The organism is Streptomyces sp. NPDC088725 (assembly GCF_044751305.1).
Classification (GTDB): Bacteria; Actinomycetota; Actinomycetes; order Streptomycetales; family Streptomycetaceae; genus Streptomyces.
In genome coordinates, this window is record NZ_JBIVLO010000009.1 from 260,435 (window position 1) to 277,598 (window position 17,164).

Genomic DNA, 17,164 nt, shown 5'->3' on the forward strand with positions numbered 1-17,164 from the left:
AGTAGGGGGCCGGTACGACAGCAGGCCGTCTCGGTGACCACGAGAACAGGCCGCTCCGTGGGGGAGAGGGACAGCGGACACATGGCTTCACGACGGGACGAACTCAACGCCTACACCTTCGCGAAGCGAAGGCTGATCGCGCAGTTCACGCAGCCGAATCCGACCGGTTCCGAGGAAGGCGCGCCCCGCCCGTTGCGCGCGGTGCTGCCCGGCGCGGTCGTGGGCGTGGTCATCCTCGCCGCCTTCGGCGCCTGGGGGATGTTCAAGCCGGTGGCGCCGCAGGACTGGGACGCCGTACAGGAGCACGTCATCATCGCCAGCAAGTCGACCACCCGGTACGTGGTGCTGAAGACGAAGGGCAAGACGCAGCTGCACCCGGTCCTGAACATGTCGTCCGCCAGGCTCCTCCTCGACGCGGACAAGGGCACCGTCATCAACGTCGACGAGTCCGTCATCGACAACGGCGCGATCCCGCACGGCGCCACCCTCGGCATCCCGTACGCCCCCGACCGCCTGCCCGACACCGCGGAGGCCGGCGCCGCCAAGCGCTGGGCGGTCTGCGAGCGGCCGGGCGAAGGCGGCAGGGCCATCCAGCGGGCGGCCTTCGTCCTCGCCGAGCGCGAACAGAAGAAGACCGAGGGCGCGCAGCGGCTGCGCGGCGGTGAGCTGCTGTACGTCGAGGGGCCGGGACCGGATCGCCGGCGCTACGTCGTGGACGCGGGCGGCAAGGCGTACCCCGTCGAGAAGGACGAACTGCTGCTGCGTCAGCTGGTGGGCGGGAACCGCAAGCCCCAACGGGTCTCGGCGGCCTGGCTGGACACCCTGCACAAGGGTGACACCATCGACTTCCCGAAGATTGACGGTAACCCCGGCGACCCCTCGGGAGCCCCCGGCGGTCTGCCGCACGAGGTGGACAAGGTGGGCATGGTCCTCACCGCCACCGACGGCACCGGGCGTCAGCAGTACATCGTGCTGCCCGGGCGGGTCGCACCGGTCTCGGACTTCACCGCGAAGCTGCTGCGCAGCAGCAGGGCCCTGAGCAGCCTCGGCCAGGCCGGCGGCGCGACACCCGTCAGCCCCGCCTCCATCGAGCCCGGTGAGGCGTTCGGGAACGACAAGGACTGGCCCCGTGAGGTACCCGCGCAGGTCAACTCCGCCAGCACCGCCCCGGGCAGCCGCAACACCGTGTGCAACGTCCTGCGCGGGGTGGACAAGGGCGACGGCGCCACCACGCTGAGCACCTGGGCCGGCACCGACTTCCCCGCGACGCTGCCGACCGGCTCGTCCAGCGCCTACGTCACGCCCGGGTCCGGCCAGCTCTTCCGGCAGTTCCAGGGCTCCACGACCGGCTCCGGCTTCGTCTTCCTGGTCACTGACACCGGTCTGCGCTATGCCATGCAGTCCAACGGGGACAGCGCGACGGACGATTCCGGAATCGGTTCCTCCGGCTCCGCCGAGGAGAAGCAGGCGGCGGAACAGGACGCGCAGCAGGCCCAGAAGAGTCTCGGCTACAAGGACGTGGCCCCGGCGCCCGTACCGCTCGCCTGGTCCTCGTTCCTGCCGACCGGGCCGCGGCTCTCGACGGCCGCGGCCCGCCAGCCGCAGGGCTCCTGAGAGAGGTGGCGGACGACATGACGTACACGTACCGGCGCGTTCTCACGGCCGCGGCGGCCACCGCGCTCACCTTCATCGCCCTTCCGGCGCCCGCCGCGCTCTCCGACGACGGAGATCAGGGCGGGCAGTGCACGTTCCCGGGCAAGACGTACGAGGGCCGCCCGTGGGCACTGCAACGCGTCCTGCTCGACGAGCTGTGGCGGCAGTCCACCGGTAAGGGTGTGCGCGTCGCGGTCATCGACACCGGGGTCGACGTCAAGAACCCGCAGCTCACCAAGGCGGTGGACGTCAGGAGCGGCGAGAACCTGCTGTCCCCGAACGCCAAGGACGAGTTCGGCCAGAAGATCGAGCGCGGTAACGCCAACGGCACCACCGACACGGTCGGCCACGGCACGAAGGTTGCGGGCATCATCGCGGCACGCCCCCTGAAGGGCACCGGCTTCGTCGGCCTGGCACCCGACGCCACGATCATTCCCATCCAGCAGAACGACGCCGAGGGACACGGCACTGCGGAAACCCTCGCCACGGGTATCGACGACGCCGTGCGGGCCGGCGCGGACGTCATCAACATCTCCCAGGACACGGCCAACGCGGTGAAGCCCACCCCCAAGCTGAAACAGGCCGTGGACGCGGCGCTGGACAGCGACGTCGTCGTCGTCGCCTCGGCGGGCAACGACGGTCTGGGCGGCAACGTCAAGCGGACCTACCCGGCCTCGTACGACGGTGTCCTGGCCGTGGCGTCGTCCGACCGCAACAACGAACGCGCGGCGTTCTCCCAGTCCGGCGACTTCGTCGGCATCGCGGCCCCGGGCGTCGACATGATCTCCACCGTCCCCGGCGGCGGTCACTGCGCCGACAACGGCACCAGTTTCTCGGCTCCTTATGTCGCGGGCGTCGCCGCTCTCCTCAAGAGCAAGCACGGGGACTGGACGGGGAAGGAGATCGTCGCCCAGATCCAGCAGACGGCGGAACGGTCGATCGCGGGCCACGACCGCCTGGTCGGCTGGGGGGTCGTCGACCCGGTACGCGCCCTGACGGAGGACGACAAACCCGTCGAACGACCGGTCGCGGGCGGAGGCATGACCAACGCCGAAGCCCCCACCCCGGCCCGGCTCTCGCTGGGCGAGACCCCGGAGGAACGCGACGCCCGCCTCGCGACGTACGTCATGGTCGGCGGCGGGGTCCTGGTCGCGGCGATCGCGGGCACCGCGGTCGCGCTGCGCGACGCGCGACGCCGAAAGAGGGCAACGACCGTCTCCGTCTCTCCCTGACGTGTGATCAAATCATCAGATTTGCACGCCAGTTGGCGTCCAATGTACTTGGGACTGTCAGAGGCAGTGGCTAAAGTGTCAGTCACGTGATCGGTGATGTGCGAACAGTGATGTGGGCGATGGCGCACGCGGCACCACGATCGCGACGGGTGGCGAAAGAAGTGAACGGGGAGGCACGGGCCTTGCGCTCGGTGCTGTCGGTAACGGGGGGCGAAGCGGTCGATGGCAAGTGACCTCGAACGTGGCGTAGGGGCGCTGACGCGATTTCAGACGCGCGTCAACGCGTTGCTGTCGGATCTCGAAGGCGGACCGGCGAGCCGCAAGCGGGTGGCCGCGCAGAAGATCTCACGCGGGTCTCTGAGCGGGACCGGCGCGCATTTCGCCGAGGCGGACGGGCTCTACAGCCAGTACAACCGTGTCCACGAGGCACTTGTCTCGCTCTCCCAGTCCCTCGGCGACCAGATCGAGGCCCTGAGTATCGGGGTGCACGCGGCTGAGGTCGGTTTCGACAACGTCGAGGAAGACATGCGGAGGCGGTACGCGGAGATCCAGACCCGTATCGATGAGGAGCACGCGGCACGGCGGGACCGCGAGCACGGCGCCCGGCCGAAGCAGGGATTCAACGACGACCGGACCGGCACGACGTACGACCCGGGTGGTAACTGATGAGCGACAAGAAGACACCGAGACTCAGCCACGCGGCGCAGCACGAGCAGGACCAGGCGCGGGTCAGTATCCGGAACACCCAGATCGACATCGCCCAGATGATGCGAAGGGGCACCGACAGCCCCCTCGGCGCGGGCGGCAGCACGGGCAGTGGCGGCAGGACGAGCTTCGAGGGCCACGATCTCAACGCGATGATCGACCTGGTGGAACACGCGAATCCGGCGGACCTGGAGAGCGCGGGCAACGCGCTCTGGGACGCCAGGGACGCGCTCAGGGACGCCGCGCAGGAACTCCAGGACTATGTCGACAAGGTCGAATGGAAAGGCGAGTCGGGCACCGAGTTCCGTTCGTTCGGAAGGGCACTCGCCGAGCACGCCAGAAACCTGGGCACGTTCGCGGAGACCGCGGGCACACAGATCGTCGCCGCGGGCACGGGGCTGTCGTCGGTGCACAAGTCGATGCCTCCGCGTGACAGCCGGGCGGTCAAGAAACCGGTCGATGAGTTCCTGTTCACGGGGCCCGAGTACGACGAGGCCGTTAAGGTGGAGGCGAACCGCCAGGAGGCCATCAACCAGATGAACCGGCTGGCGTCGTTCTACTCGGTGTCAGAGGAGACGCTGGCGGGGGAGGAACCGCCGGAGTTCGGCAGGATGTTGAAGGCGAGTGTGCCCCGGCCGGATGAGCGACTTGGGACGGAGGGGCCCGCAGGGGTAGCTGGTGCGGGTGCCGATCTTTCCGGCGGTACTGCTCCGCAGCCAGTATCGGGCTACAGCAATCTCGGCAACGCGAGTCACGGGTCCGAGGAAAGAGCGGTCAGAACGGATTTGCCCAATCGGGACCGTGACACGTCCTTGGAGATCAACAGTGTCGCGGCACCGCCGTCTCCCGCCGTGCACTACGCTGCCACTTCTTTGCCTGCCTCCAACGCCCCGGCAAGTTCCTCCGGCGGGTTCGTCCCGCCGTCGGCGGGCGGGTTCACGAAGCCCGTGACGAGTGGGGTACCACGACCGGCGGGTACCTCCGGCACGCCGCGGACCGGGGGACAGAACGTCCCCAGGGCAGACGGGCGATCGTCTCCGACTGGGCGGCCGGGCGCAGGCAGCAGCCAGAACCCCGTGGCAGGTCGGCCAGGTTCTCCTGGGGGCAATCCTTCGGCAGGCCGTGCGGGAACGGGCGGCCCGACTGGCCCGCGTCCGGGCCGTGCGAGCGGGATCGTAGGCGGCACCCCTCAACCTGCCGCTTCGGGTCCCTCCGGATCGCGTATGCCGCGCGGAACAGTCGTCGGTGGCCAGGGTTCCGGGGTGGGGCGTCCTTCGGCAGGGAGGCCCGGCCAGCAGGGCGTCATCGGCGCGAGCCCGGCGAATGACACGTCCCGGCCCGGAGGGCGGAGCGCCGCAGGTTCCAACGGAGTTGTCGGCACGCCTCGTGGCAGCGCTTCTGGCTCGCGGCCCGGCACGAAAGGCTTCACTCAAGGTGGCGCCGGTCTCGTGCGCGGTCCTGCGGGCCGAAACCGGCCCGGAGAGGACGAGCACGAGGAGACCGGCTCATCGCGGCCGGACTACCTCACGGAAGACGAACAGACATGGACGGCCGGGCGGCGTAGCGCTGTTCCCCCGGTGATCGAGTAGGTACAGGGAAGGTCCGGAAGTCAGGATGACGGCACGAATGAGCCAGACCCACAAGCGCAGGAAGCCCCAGGCCTTAAGGCGAGCACTGCTCGGCACAGTGGCCTCAGCCGGCGTCTGGGCTGTGGGCGTCGCAGGGATGGCTCCGGCCGCCGTTGCCGCGGATGTGCAGTCCAAGCAGTGGTACCTGGACGCGATGCGCGCGGACGAGATGTGGAAGGTCACCACCGGCGAAGGCATCACGGTCGCTGTCATCGACACCGGGGTCAATCCGTCTACGCCGTCTTTGAAGGGGCAGGTCCTGAAGGGGCTTGACGCCACCGAGACCAAAGGTGATGAGACGGACGATTATACCGGTCACGGGACAACCATGGCCGAACTGATCGCTGGCACGGGGAGAGGAGGCGGGCTTCAAGGTCTCGCGCCCGGCGTAAAGATCATCCCCATGCGGATCTCGGATACGGAATATCAGAACCATAAAATGGTGAATGGGCAGGACTCTGCGGACGCCATCCGGGCGGCGGCGGATAGCGACGCACGGATCATCAGCATGTCGTTCGGCAGCGACTATTCCTACAGTGATGAGCGTGCAGCGGTCGAGTACGCCGAAAGTAAGGGAAAGCTTTTCTTCGCTGGTGTCGGAAACAACGCCGAATCAGACAATAAGAAGAAGTACCCTGCCGGCTACCCGCAAGTGATCGGCGTAGCCTCAGCCGATCGCAAGGGCACAGTGTCCGATTACTCCCAGCACGGAAAGGACGTAGATATCGCTTCTCCGGGAAGCGATATTCCGTTCTGGTGCAACGAGAACTTCAAGAGCTACTGCGACGGCGACGGCGGAACCAGCGCAGCCACAGCCATCGCCTCCGCCTCCGCCGCCCTCGTATGGTCCATGCACCCCGACTGGACAGCGAACCAGGTGCTGCGTGTGCTCTTCGACACGGCCAGCCGGGATTGGAAAGACGACGATCGCAGCACCTATCTCGGCCACGGTCTGATCCGTCCCGGAGCCAACATTCTCCACGGTGAGGGAAAGCCGGGGGACCCGGAGATGAACCCCCTCACCGGCGAAAAGACGCCCGCGCTCCGCGGCAGTTCCACTCCTTCCGCACCGGCTTCGGCATCAGCCCCGCAGGGCAAGCCCGGTGCCGAGCCCGTGGCGGCAGCATCAGCTGAGGAGTCGAGTGGCGGAGGTCGGCTCGGTTGGATCCTCGGTGGAGTGGCTGTCGTCGTGGTTCTCGCCGGTGGCGCTTTTGCCGTATTCCGTCGGCGTCGTACCAGCTACTGAAACCTCTGAACGCGCGCCGCGCGTACGTACTTCGGTGAGGCTCGGACTCACCGGGAATCCCACGAGAGGAAAACCATCGCATGGCAGTCCAGAAGGTCAATGGCCATTCCCTGGCGAAGTTGCAGGACGAGCTGGGCCGCAACTTCGACAGTGTCAAAGCCCAGTTGCGCTCTCTCCAAGGCACGATCGACGGCCTTGAGGGTCACTGGAAGGGTATCGGCGCCGGCGCGTTCAACAAGAAGCAGACCGAGATCAACGACCACATGGTCAACATCGGCAATCTGCTGGTCAAGTACCAGGATGCGATCCAGGCCGCCCGCACCATTTCCGGCAACACCGAGGACGAGATCGAGGCGGCCATGAAGGGCATCGACGTGAGCAGTGGTGGTGACTCCGGCGCGTCGGCAGCGACGTCCAACCTCAGCAGTTACTGACACCACGTGGCCGCACTCCGCAGTCGGCTTTCACCCCACCCCAGAGAACAGTAGGAGGATATTCCGTGGCATATGACGACGGCACGATGGTCGTTACATACTCATCGCTCGAGGGCGCGGCCCGTGACATCAGGGCCCAGGCAAAAGCTCTTGAAACGAGCCTGAGCGACATCCAGGCGAAGATCGCCTCCGTGTCCGACGTCTGGGCCGGTGACGCACGCGAGGCGTACAACACCGCTCAGGCCAAGTGGAACAAGGAGGCCGCGGGGATCCACCAGGCTCTCGACCAGATCGCCCGAGCGGTGGAGAGCGCGGCTCCCGCGTACCAGAGCGGGGACAAGAGGGCCGCCGCGAACTTCCAGTAGGCGGCGCAGGACCAACGTCACAACGTCACGAGGCAGGGTGGGCACGCGCGGGAGGCGCCCACCCTGCCTCTTTCATCGTTACCGCGCCCCAGGCACCTCGGGTGCCGGAACCTTGGCCGGGAGCCGCGCCTCGTCCGCGCATCCGGCCTCCGCCGCGAGCCGCCGCGAAACGGAGTTGAGGATGGTCATCCGGTCCTTGCTCGTGGAGTTTCCTTTGAGCTGATTTCCGACGCTGAACACGCCGGCTCTGATGTAAGCGGTGCTTCCCTTCGCGCCCTTTGTTGTGCAACGGAAGTACAGGGAAGTGGAGTTGTCCGCTTTGGTGCTCGCGTACACGCCGATTGGGTAGAAGATGAGGAGCCCTCGTGGGTCCTCATCTTCGGCCACACTTCGGCTCGGGTAGCTCTCAGAGGCCGAGAAATCAAGTTGCACCAGCGGTGCCCCGCTTTTGTTATCGGCTGTGTAAACGGTGCACGTGCTCAGCTGAGCATTGTCGTCGTGAAGATGGGCCATTGCTCTGGGCATGGAGAATTTTTTCGACTCTCCCGTATCGGTGATTCCTGTTGATTCGTTGAAATCATCGGTGCCGCCGAGCCGTCGTAATGCCGAGATTCCGTTTTCATCGAGGGTCCGGTCGCAGATTTTACTTGCCGAGATTCTAGGCCCGTATTCTTCCGCGGTGTTCTGTGAGCATCCGGAGGCGCCAGTCGCGACCGTCATGCCGAGGGCGGCCCAGCGTAGGACCATAAAAGCCTTCTGCCTGCTGCTTCGAATTCGGTAATGCATCGGAATCATTCCTTGTATGCCGGATTCCCGCGAAGGTCGTCCTCGTCGGAACCGGTTGAAATGTACGCAGTTTTGAGGTTGTGGGCGACATTGTCGAAGTCGGCTTTTCCGCCAGCCTTCGTGTATTTGTCGAAGTAGTGTTGATAACTCTTTCCCAGGTCGTCGACACCCTTGTCGTAGAGATCGCGACTTTGCAATTGGGTATCCTCAATGTGATCCTTCTCGGCCTTGTTCAAAGCTCGGTCGGTCTCTTGGCCGATGAAATTGTTCAGAGCCTCACCAGCCACGTCCGCCGCGATAGGCGCGATGGCGATACCGGCGACTGTCGTGCCCGGCAGCGGGATCGCGGCCACTCCGACGCCGACAATCGTCCCCGCCGCGAACTTGCCCCATTCCGCAGCTCTCGCGTTGGACTTGTTCGCCTCTTCGGATCCCGCTTTGAAGTCGCTCTCAGCCTGCTGCACATGCGAATGGTCCAGGATTCCGCGGGCCTCGGCCTCTGTCATCAGAGCATCGACCCCGTGGTCGTAATTGGCGTCGCTGGTCGGCGGATGCGCGTCGAGCAGGCTCAGTGTGTACATGTGCTGGCCGGCCGTCACGATGCCGTGTGACGTCTCGTTCTGGCCCAGCACGCTGAGGAAGTCGATGGCGCCCTGGTTCCCGAAGTCCGCGCGCCCCGGGTATCGGGCCGGGAAGTCGCCCGCGTCCTTCGCGTGGTCACCGAGGCCCGAGAGGTGGTAATCGATGTCGTCGATGTACGCGGCCCCCATCTTGCCCAGGCTGTCCGCCAGTTGAGGCTGGTCGTGCAGCATCTTGGGGCCGTCCTTGCCGCCGTAGAGATACACCACCTGCTCCATGACCCCTGCCGTCGCCGCGGTGCGGTGGTCGCCCAGAGCACCCTTGTCGGGCGCTGCCGTCGCGTCGTACGCGTAGCCCGTGGTCGCCGCCTCCATCGCGTGGCCCAGCGCGTCGTGTCCGGCGATGGTCCTGTGGTCGCCGTTCAGTGTCGCGTCCGGCAGCCAGACGCGGTCCTTGGTGAGGTACGTGAGGTGGTCGTTGAGTTCGGAGTCCTTGTCGACCCGGCCTCCCGTGTGCTCCGGCTGGGCGAAGAACTCCGTGGCGGCGCCCGGGTTGTGGCCCAGGGCCTCCAGGAATCCGTTCATCGGGTCGCGGCCGCGGTCGTTCTTGCCCCAGAAGTTGAGGTCACCCTGGTTCCAGTTGTTGATCCACGGGCTCATGTTCTCGACGCTGTGTTCCTTGTCGAAGGCGATGAGCTTGTCGCCGTACTCGTTGAGGAACTGGTCGTCGTAGTCCCCGAAGCGCATGAGGTTGCTCATGACCGCGAAACCGCGCGGGTTGTTGGCGTCGTCGGTCCCGAGCAGGTCCGGGCCGAGGTCCACCATCCGCTTCTCCCACCCCTGCATCGCGGAGCTGTCGGAGCGGGTGGCGGTGCCGAGGGCGATGCCCAGGTTCTTCTGGATCTGTTTGGCCAGCTCGCCGCGCTTCGCGTCGTAGCCGTAGCCCTGATACGGGTCGGCGATACCGGCGTAGAACTCCAGCGTCTTCTTCGGACCGACCGACGTGGCCAGCTTCTCGGCGAAGAGCGGGTCCTTGCCGTACAAGGCGACCGTCTTGCTGAACTCGTCCAGCTCCGTGTCGGTGAGGTCATGAGGATCCTTCTTCATGATCCTGGCCATCGCCTCGGCGGCCTTGACACTCTCGACCGCCGTGTCCCGGTCCTTGTAATCGGCGTCCGAGAATCCCTTGTCCGCCTGGTCCACAATGAGCCTGAGGACCTCAGCCGCGCTGCTGTCACTCTCCGTGGCCCTGCTGAGAATGCCCTGCACTTCGTCGCGGAGGCCGTCGACATCCCGCTGACTGTGTTCGGGCCCCGTCGTGCCCGGGGCGGCCCGGTCGGGGTGGACGTTCATGGTGACGGTGAAGGAGCCCTTGCCGGTGTCCGTCACCGTGAGATTCTTCTTCAGACCGCGCGCGATGGCCTCGTTGAGCTGATCGCGGTAGCCGGTGAGTTCGTCGCGTGTGTCGCCGAGGATCTTCGAGATCGTCGTCGCCTGGGTATGGGCATCGCCGAACTCACCTGCCGTCCTGTCGATGAACCCGCGCGTGACCGTTGCGTTCACGCCTGCCCAACTGGCCTTGTCCGCTTTGGCCTTGAGGTTGTGCTCGGCATCACTCCGCAGAGTCCGCAGGTGTTCGGCCAACTCTTCCCAGTCAGTGATCGCGCCGCTGAGACGGCTGAAATTCCCGAAACGCAGCGAGTCGAGGTCCACTATTTCGCCGCCCCGTCGTTGACGCCGTCGCCGGCACTCTCGTCAAAGCCGCGGTCGAGCTGGGAGATGCTGCTGAAGGTCCCGCCGATGAAAACCTCGTCACCGGTATGTGCGTTCTTCGTGTAGTCGAGGTGGTTGGAGATGTGTCCGCACGCGTCCAGCAACGACTGCACCTGCTCGTCCCACCGCTCGGCCACATGCTCGAGAGCCCCGCCGATGGCGAAACTCTCGTTCCTGAGCCCGCTGCCCGCCGACACGGAGGACGCGTGGGCGTGGCCGCCCAACCGGCTGAGTTTTCCGTGCAGTTCGAACGCGGCGTTGCCCACGGCTGCCAGATCGGACTGGTTGACCTTCAGGTCGCCCTCGTACTCCCCCGCGTAGCCGCCCGGATCCGGGGCCTGGTTCAACTCCATCCGCGTCGACCGCTTCTCGGCGGCCTCGGCCTTCAGCTGTTCCCACTCGTCCCATCCCATGCCCGCATCTTTCCCCTGCGCGGGCATGGAATGGGCGATTTCCGCACCGACTCAACTCTTACGCGTGGTGTTCCTCCGGCATCAGTCCCGTCTGCACCAAGGGGTTCCCGCGGCGCCGCGTGAGGAACACCCCCCGGCCCGCCGGCATCGGCCGGGGCCGGGCGCCCGGCAGGATGTCGCCCTCGCTCGGGTCGCCGGAGAGCAGCAGGGCCTGCGCCCCCAGCTCCTGCATACGCTGCATGAACGGCTCGTACGCCGCCCTGCTCGCGCCCGCCGTGTTGCGGGCGATGATGAAGCGGACACCCACGTCGCGGGCGAAGGGCAGCTGCTCGGTGAGCTTGGCCAGCGGGTTGCCGCTCGACGTCGACACCAGGTCGTAGTCGTCGATGACCACGAACACCGTGGGACCGCGCCACCAACTGCGCTGCCGCAACTGCTCCGCCGTGACATCGGCCGACGGGGTACGGCGCTCCATCAGATCCGCCAGCGCGTCCACGTGGTGGTCCATGTTGTTGGACATGGGGACGTACTCCGCCAGGTGGGTGGGCGGGGTGGCGTCCAGCAGGCCGCGCCGGTTGTCGATCACGAAGATCTTGCAGGAATCGCCGTCGTACCGCTCGGTCAGCTGCTTGATGAGCAGCCGCAGCAGGTTGGACTTGCCGGACTCGCCCTCGCCGAACACCAGGAAGAACGGCTCGTGTTCGAAGTCGAGGTAGACCGGTTCCAGGTTGTTCTCGTCAATGCCGAAGGCGACCCCGCGCTCCGGCTGCGCGTAGCCCGCGGGAAGGCTGCCGGCGGGCAGTTCGCGCGGCAGCAGCCGTACCTGCGGGGCGGCGGGCGCCGTCCAGTGCCGTGCGACCTCCTGGGTCATGGCGGCCGTCGCCTCCGACAGATCGCTGTCGGAGTTGATGCTGTCGATCCTCGGCACCGCGCCCATGAAGTGCAGCTTCTCCGGCGTCAGTCCGCGTCCCGGCACCCCCGCGGGCACATTGACGGCCGACTTGCGGTCCAGCTCGGAGTCCATGGTGTCGCCGAGCCGCAGCTCCAGCCGGTTCATCAGCTGGTCCTTGAGAATGGCGCGCACCTCCATCGAACGCGAGGCGGTGAGGATGACGTGGATGCCGTAGCCCAGGCCGCGCGCCGCGACGTCCAGGACCGCCTGTTCCAGGCCCTCGTAGTCCGCGCGGAAACCGCCCCAGCCGTCGATGACCAGGAACACGTCGCCCCACGGCTGCTCCGCCGGCGAGATGTCCCCGCGCGCCCGCATCCTGCGGAAGGTGGCGATGGAGTCGATCCCGGCGGTACGGAAATACTCCTCGCGGCGCGACATGATCCCGTACACCTCGGCGACCGTACGCCGCACCCGCTCGGGATCGAGGCGGGAAGCCACCCCGCCGACGTGCGGCAGGCCGGCGATGGACGACAGGCCGCCGCCACCGAAGTCGAGCCCGTAGAACTGCACTTCCTGCGGCGTGTGCGTCAGCGCGAAGGCCGCGACGAGCGTACGCAGCAAGGTCGACTTGCCCGACTGGGGACCACCGACGATCTGCATGTGACCGGCCGCGCCGGAGAAGTCCCGGTAGAGGGTGTCACGGCGCTGCTCGAACGGCTTGTCCACCACGCCCAGCGGTACGACAAGCCGCCCCGCGCCCTCGAAGCCCGGCTGCGTCAGCCCGCGGCCCGGCACCCCCGCGAGCCCGGGAAGCAGTTCGTCCAGCGCCGGCGGGTTGTCCAGCGGCGGCAGCCACACCTGGTGGGCCTCCGCGCCCCGGCCCTCCAGCCGCCGCACGATCACATCCAGGACGGAGTCGGCGAGCGCGTCGTCCTCCGGCGCACGCCCCTCCGGCACGCGCGGCTGTTCCTTCGCCTCGACGTAGTGAACCGGTACGTGCGCCGCCGTGAACGGAACGGGCCTGCGGTCCACCGGCAGCGGACCGCCCGGCACCGCCGACCTCTGAGGGCTCGTGCGGTACACCCCGGAGACGTAGGCAGCCTTGAACCGCACCATCTCGTCGGTACCGAACTTCAGATACCCGGAGCCCGGGACGTTGGGCAGTTGGTACGCGTCGGGTACGCCCAGCGCCGCACGCGACTCGGCCGCGGAGAACGTCCGCAGACCGACGCGGTACGACAGGTACGTCTCCAGGCCGCGCAGCCGCCCTTCCTCCAACCGCTGTGACGCCAGCAGCAGATGAACACCGAGCGAGCGCCCGATCCGGCCGATCTGCACGAACATCTCGATGAAGTCCGGCATGGCGGTGAGGAGTTCGCTGAACTCGTCGATGACCAGGACGAGCGAGGGAATGGGCTGGAGCGGGGCGCCCGCGGCGCGCGCCTTCTCGTAGTCGTTGATGTTGGCGTAGTTCCCCGCGTCGCGCAGCATCTCCTGGCGGCGGTTCAGCTCACCCCGGATGGAGTCGCCCATGCGGTCCACCAGCGTCAGATCGTCCGCCAAGTTGGTGATCACCGCGGCGACATGCGGCATCTGCGACATCCCGGCGAAGGTGGCGCCACCCTTGAAGTCCGCGAGGACGAAGTTCAGCGTCTCCGACGAATGGGTGACGGCGAGGCCAAGGACGAGCGTGCGCAGCAGCTCGGACTTGCCGGAACCGGTCGCACCCACACACAGTCCGTGCGGCCCCATGCCCTCCTGCGCGGCCTCCTTCAGGTCGAGCATCACCGGAGCGCCGTCCTCGCCGACGCCGATGGGGACGCGCAGCCGCTCCGCCTGCGCACGCGGCCGCCAGGTGCGGCCGACATCGACCGAGGCGGCGTCGCCCAGATTCAGCAGGTCCGTGAAGTCCAGGTTGGCGAGCAGTGGTTCGTCGTCGTCCCCGCCCGACGCCACGCCGAGCGGGGCGAGTTGACGGGCCAGCGCCTCGGCGGCCTCACCGCTCAGCCGGTCGGGCGTTCCGTCGTAGACCAGACCGTCCCCCGACTCCAGCCGCAGCGCCTCGGGACGTACGACGACCGACAGACCGCCGCGCGCGCCGGTGACCTCGCCCGGTACGACCTCGATGACCGTCACGCCCTGCAGACCCTCGGGCGTCGCGAGCGGCGACAGGGGAGGGACCGACTGACCGTCGAGTACGACGACGACATGCGGCTGCTCCAGGAACGGCTGCCCGCCCGGCTGGAAACGGGGACGCCCTTCGAGGCGCTCCGCGAGCATCTCCTCCAGCTCCCGCGCGTCGGTGGTGATGAGCCGGCGGCTGCCCGCGCCGTCGGTGGCGCCCGGCGCCTGGACGTGCGGCAGCCACTTCGCCCACTCCCACGACGGAGCCTCCTCGCGCCCGGCGGCGACGGCGACGACCAGGTCCTCGGGGGAGTGCAGCGCGGCGAGCGAGCCGACGATCGCACGGGTCGCGGCGCGGACCGACTCCGCCTCACCGCTGACCGTCACGTGGTAGAAGGCGCGCAGCGAGACGGCCATGGGCAGACCGTCCAGTGTGCTGTGCGCCGTCAGGAACTGCTGCATCGCGCCCGCCGTCAGCGGCTCCAGCTCCTCCACCGGCGCGGTCTCGGGCGCGATGAGCGGGGTGGCGAGCTGCTGGCTGCCGAGCCCGATCCGCACCTGCCCGAAGTCGGGGTCGCCGAAGCGGCGTTCCCACACCCGGCTGCCCTCGGCCACCAGCGCCCACAGCTGTTCGGGAGACGGGTGGAGGTAGAACTGGGCGTCCCGCTGAAGATGCGCGGTCCGCAGTACGGAACGCCTGGTCTGCGTCAGGTACTTCAGATAATCGCGCCGCATGTCCGCCAACTGGCCCTGCGTGCCCCGCCGGTAGCGGACCAGCATCGCGATGGCCATCGAGACCGTCGACGCGATCATCACCATGCCCATGATCCGCATGACCGGATTCGGGGTCATGAAGAAGAAGACGACGGAGCCGCCCATCCCGAGCATCGGCAGCAGCTGCATCAGCGCGCCCTCCTGCTGTCCTCTCGGCAGCTCGGGCGGAGATTGCAACTGCACCTGCTCGTCAGGCACTTCGGACGGAAGAGCCCGCGGTGGGCGCTTGACGACGATCTGACTCACAGGTCCGCAACTCCCTCGCCGGACAGAAGGTTTTCCATCGGCGCCCCCGTGGCGACGGTCTCCGTCCGCGGGGACGGATCCTACTTGCGTGACGGCCCGCCAACTGACGGTAGGGTGACCCGACGCGTATGCGAAGTGGTGAATCAGCCCGGGAAAAAGGGGCGTTGGCGCACCGTCGCGGGCACCTCGGCCTCGCGGGACCCGCACCATCGCGGCATGCGCACCATCGCCGTCTCCGCGACACCGCCCGCGCGCGGCACCACCCGGTCCGCGAGCCCGGTCACCACGGAGACCGAGAACCACCAAGGGGGAGCAGCAGGTGAGTATGACGGCCTCAGCGACGGGCTCAGCGGCGGCCACCAGGACCGGTCACCCCGGTCATGGCACGGCTCCGTCCGGCGGCGGGACCGGCTTCTGCCGGGTCACGGTCGTCGCGCCGGACAGCCGCGTCGACGTGGCACTGCCCGAGGACATCCCGGTCGCCGACCTCTATCCGGAAATCCTCCGGCTCTCGGGACAGAGCCCGGCGGAGGGTGCCCCCGTCGGCTACCACCTGGTCCGCCGCGACGGCACCGTACTCGACGGCTCGCTCTCGCTGGCCGCCCAGCGCATCCTCGACGGCGAGCTGCTGTCGCTGCGCCCCTTCGCCGAGTCGCTGCCCCCCGCCGTCTTCGACGACGTGTCCGACGCCGTCGCCTCCGCGGTCGCCCGCGACCGCACCCTGTGGACCGACGGCCTCATGCGCGGCGCCGGTCTCTTCGGCGGCTCCGTCCTGCTCACGCTCGTCGCGTTCGTCCTGTGGACCGCCGACCCCCGCCACGACATGCACGGCCTGCCCGGCATCCTGGCCGCCGTCACCGGCGTCCTGCTGCTCGCGCTCGCCTGCGTACGCGCCCGGGTGTACGACGACCGGGCCTCGTCCGTCGCGCTGGGCACCGGCGCGCTCGCCAATGCCGCCGTGGCCGGCTCCGGGCTGCTGGCGCCGGCGGACGGGCAGGGCATCGGCCGGCTCCAGTTCCTGCTCGCCTGCGCAGCCGTGCTGATCGCCTCGGTGATCCTGGTGATCGTCTCCCCGGGTGGGGACGGCCCCTTCGTCGCGTTCGTCTTCGCCGCCACCGTCGGCATGCTGGTGATCTTCGCCGCGATCATGACCGACCTCGAACCCGCCGAGACCGCCGCCGTGTGCGCCCCGCTCTCCGTGGGAGCCCTCGCCTTCCTGCCCGGCCTCTCCACCCGCTTCGCCCGCCTCCCGATCGGCTTCGAACCCCCGCGCTCGGCCGTCAGCACCTACGGGACGCCCGCCGAAACCGCCCCCCAGGGCCCGGTCGACGCCGAACGGATCGCCGCCCAGGCCCGCCGCGGCCACGAGCTGCTGGTCGGCCTGGTCGGGGGCTGCGCGCTGCTGGCCGTGGGCGCCGCCGGAGTGCTCGGCTTCTCCGACGACGTATGGGGACAGCTGCTCGCGCTCACCACCGGCATCGCCATGCTCATGCGTGCCCACCTCTTCCGCTACACGGCCCAGGTCGGCTGCGCCCTGGCCGCGGGCCTCGGCGCCCTTGTGCTGCTCGTACTCGGCCTCTGCCTCAACCCGCCCGCCGGCCTGATGCGCGAGGCCCTGGGCGGCGACGGCCGGGCGCTCGACATCCGTACCGTCTGGCTCACCACGGCGGTCGCCGCCGTCGCCGCGGTGATCACCGCCGTCGGCCTTATCGTGCCGCGCAAGGGCCTCACCCCGTTCTGGGGCCGCTTCCTGGAGATCGCGGAAACCTGTGTGCTGCTCACGCTCGTCCCGCTGTGCCTCGCGGTCTTCGACGTGTACCACTCGATCCGGGCACTGACGTCCTGAGGTCCTGAGCGGACTGGTACGCTGTGTGACGGCCGTTTGTGTACGTGAATCCCGGAGCCTGTGGCCCCGCGGTCGGCGATACGACGGATCCCCCGCCTCCCGAGTAACAGAAGCTCCCCAGAGTATTCGACCTGGGGCACTCGGTGGCCACGAAGACCCACGAGGAGTACGCGTGCCGCTCGACAGCGCTACGAAGAAGCAGATCATGACGGAGTTCGGCCAGAAGGAGGGCGACACCGGCTCCCCCGAGGTCCAGGTCGCCATGCTTTCGCGCCGGATCTCGGACCTGACCGAGCACCTCAAGCTCCACAAGCACGACCACCACTCCCGTCGTGGTCTGCTGATCCTGGTCGGTCAGCGTCGCCGCCTGCTGCAGTACCTGGCCAAGAAGGACATCCAGCGCTTCCGTGCGCTGGTCGACCGCCTGGGCATCCGCCGCGGTGCGGCCGGCGGTGCCAAGTAAAGACGC

The 17,164-nt window shown here is 67.9% G+C and carries 13 protein-coding genes; 9 read left to right on the forward strand and 4 right to left on the reverse strand.

From position 1 onward, the window contains the following. Nucleotides 1-81: 81 nt before the first annotated feature. From eccB to ACIP6N_RS23330, 7 genes are all read left to right on the forward strand, one after another. On the forward strand, nucleotides 82-1,614 hold the full coding sequence (gene eccB, locus ACIP6N_RS23300) for a type VII secretion protein EccB (RefSeq protein ID WP_401818321.1): 1,533 nt from the start codon (nucleotides 82-84) through the stop codon (nucleotides 1,612-1,614). 17 nt (nucleotides 1,615-1,631) lie between these two features. Next, nucleotides 1,632-2,885 (forward strand): type VII secretion-associated serine protease mycosin, encoded by a 1,254-nt coding sequence (mycP, locus tag ACIP6N_RS23305; protein WP_401818324.1) that lies wholly within the window; start codon nucleotides 1,632-1,634, stop codon nucleotides 2,883-2,885. A gap of 222 nt (nucleotides 2,886-3,107) precedes the next feature. Beyond that, entirely contained in the window at nucleotides 3,108-3,551 is a 444-nt protein-coding gene (locus ACIP6N_RS23310; protein WP_401818326.1) for a hypothetical protein, read from the forward strand. Beyond that, entirely contained in the window at nucleotides 3,551-5,179 is a 1,629-nt protein-coding gene (locus tag ACIP6N_RS23315) for a hypothetical protein (RefSeq protein ID WP_401818328.1), read from the forward strand. Before ACIP6N_RS23310 ends, ACIP6N_RS23315 begins: the two co-directional genes overlap by 1 nt. Nucleotides 5,180-5,204: 25 nt before the next feature. Further along, nucleotides 5,205-6,464 carry a S8 family serine peptidase gene (locus tag ACIP6N_RS23320; protein ID WP_401818330.1) on the forward strand — a complete coding sequence of 420 codons (1,260 nt, stop codon included), beginning with the start codon at nucleotides 5,205-5,207 and terminating at the stop codon, nucleotides 6,462-6,464. 80 nt (nucleotides 6,465-6,544) lie between these two features. Beyond that, nucleotides 6,545-6,898: a WXG100 family type VII secretion target gene (locus ACIP6N_RS23325; RefSeq protein WP_401818332.1), complete on the forward strand. Its 354-nt coding sequence runs from the start codon at nucleotides 6,545-6,547 to the stop codon at nucleotides 6,896-6,898. 65 nt (nucleotides 6,899-6,963) lie between these two features. Then, entirely contained in the window at nucleotides 6,964-7,263 is a 300-nt protein-coding gene (locus ACIP6N_RS23330; RefSeq protein WP_401818334.1) for a WXG100 family type VII secretion target, read from the forward strand. Between the two features lie 78 nt (nucleotides 7,264-7,341). On the opposite strand, the gene ACIP6N_RS23335 is transcribed toward ACIP6N_RS23330, so the two are convergent. Genes ACIP6N_RS23335 through eccCa form a run of 4 tightly spaced genes read right to left on the reverse strand, consistent with a single transcriptional unit; the run spans nucleotide 7,342 to nucleotide 14,849 of the window. Continuing rightward, nucleotides 7,342-8,049: a hypothetical protein gene (locus ACIP6N_RS23335; protein WP_401818336.1), complete on the reverse strand. Its 708-nt coding sequence runs from the start codon at nucleotides 8,047-8,049 to the stop codon at nucleotides 7,342-7,344. Nucleotides 8,050-8,054: 5 nt separating this feature from the next. Continuing rightward, on the reverse strand, nucleotides 8,055-10,340 hold the full coding sequence (locus tag ACIP6N_RS23340) for a DUF6571 family protein (protein ID WP_401818337.1): 2,286 nt from the start codon (nucleotides 10,338-10,340) through the stop codon (nucleotides 8,055-8,057). Further along, the gene (locus ACIP6N_RS23345) at nucleotides 10,340-10,813 is read right to left on the reverse strand and encodes a hypothetical protein (protein WP_401818339.1); all 474 of its coding nucleotides are present in this window, start codon (nucleotides 10,811-10,813) and stop codon (nucleotides 10,340-10,342) included. The genes ACIP6N_RS23340 and ACIP6N_RS23345 overlap by 1 nt, the downstream gene beginning before the upstream one ends. A 58-nt stretch (nucleotides 10,814-10,871) precedes the next feature. Beyond that, the gene (gene eccCa / locus ACIP6N_RS23350) at nucleotides 10,872-14,849 is read right to left on the reverse strand and encodes a type VII secretion protein EccCa (RefSeq protein WP_401818340.1); all 3,978 of its coding nucleotides are present in this window, start codon (nucleotides 14,847-14,849) and stop codon (nucleotides 10,872-10,874) included. Nucleotides 14,850-15,174: 325 nt separating this feature from the next. Between eccCa and eccD the strand changes: the two genes are divergently transcribed. Continuing rightward, nucleotides 15,175-16,695, forward strand: a complete 1,521-nt coding sequence (gene eccD / locus ACIP6N_RS23355; RefSeq protein ID WP_401818341.1) for a type VII secretion integral membrane protein EccD — start codon at nucleotides 15,175-15,177, stop codon at nucleotides 16,693-16,695. Nucleotides 16,696-16,867: 172 nt separating this feature from the next. Next, nucleotides 16,868-17,158, forward strand: a complete 291-nt coding sequence (gene rpsO, locus ACIP6N_RS23360) for a 30S ribosomal protein S15 (RefSeq protein ID WP_401818342.1) — start codon at nucleotides 16,868-16,870, stop codon at nucleotides 17,156-17,158. Nucleotides 17,159-17,164: the final 6 nt, after the last annotated feature.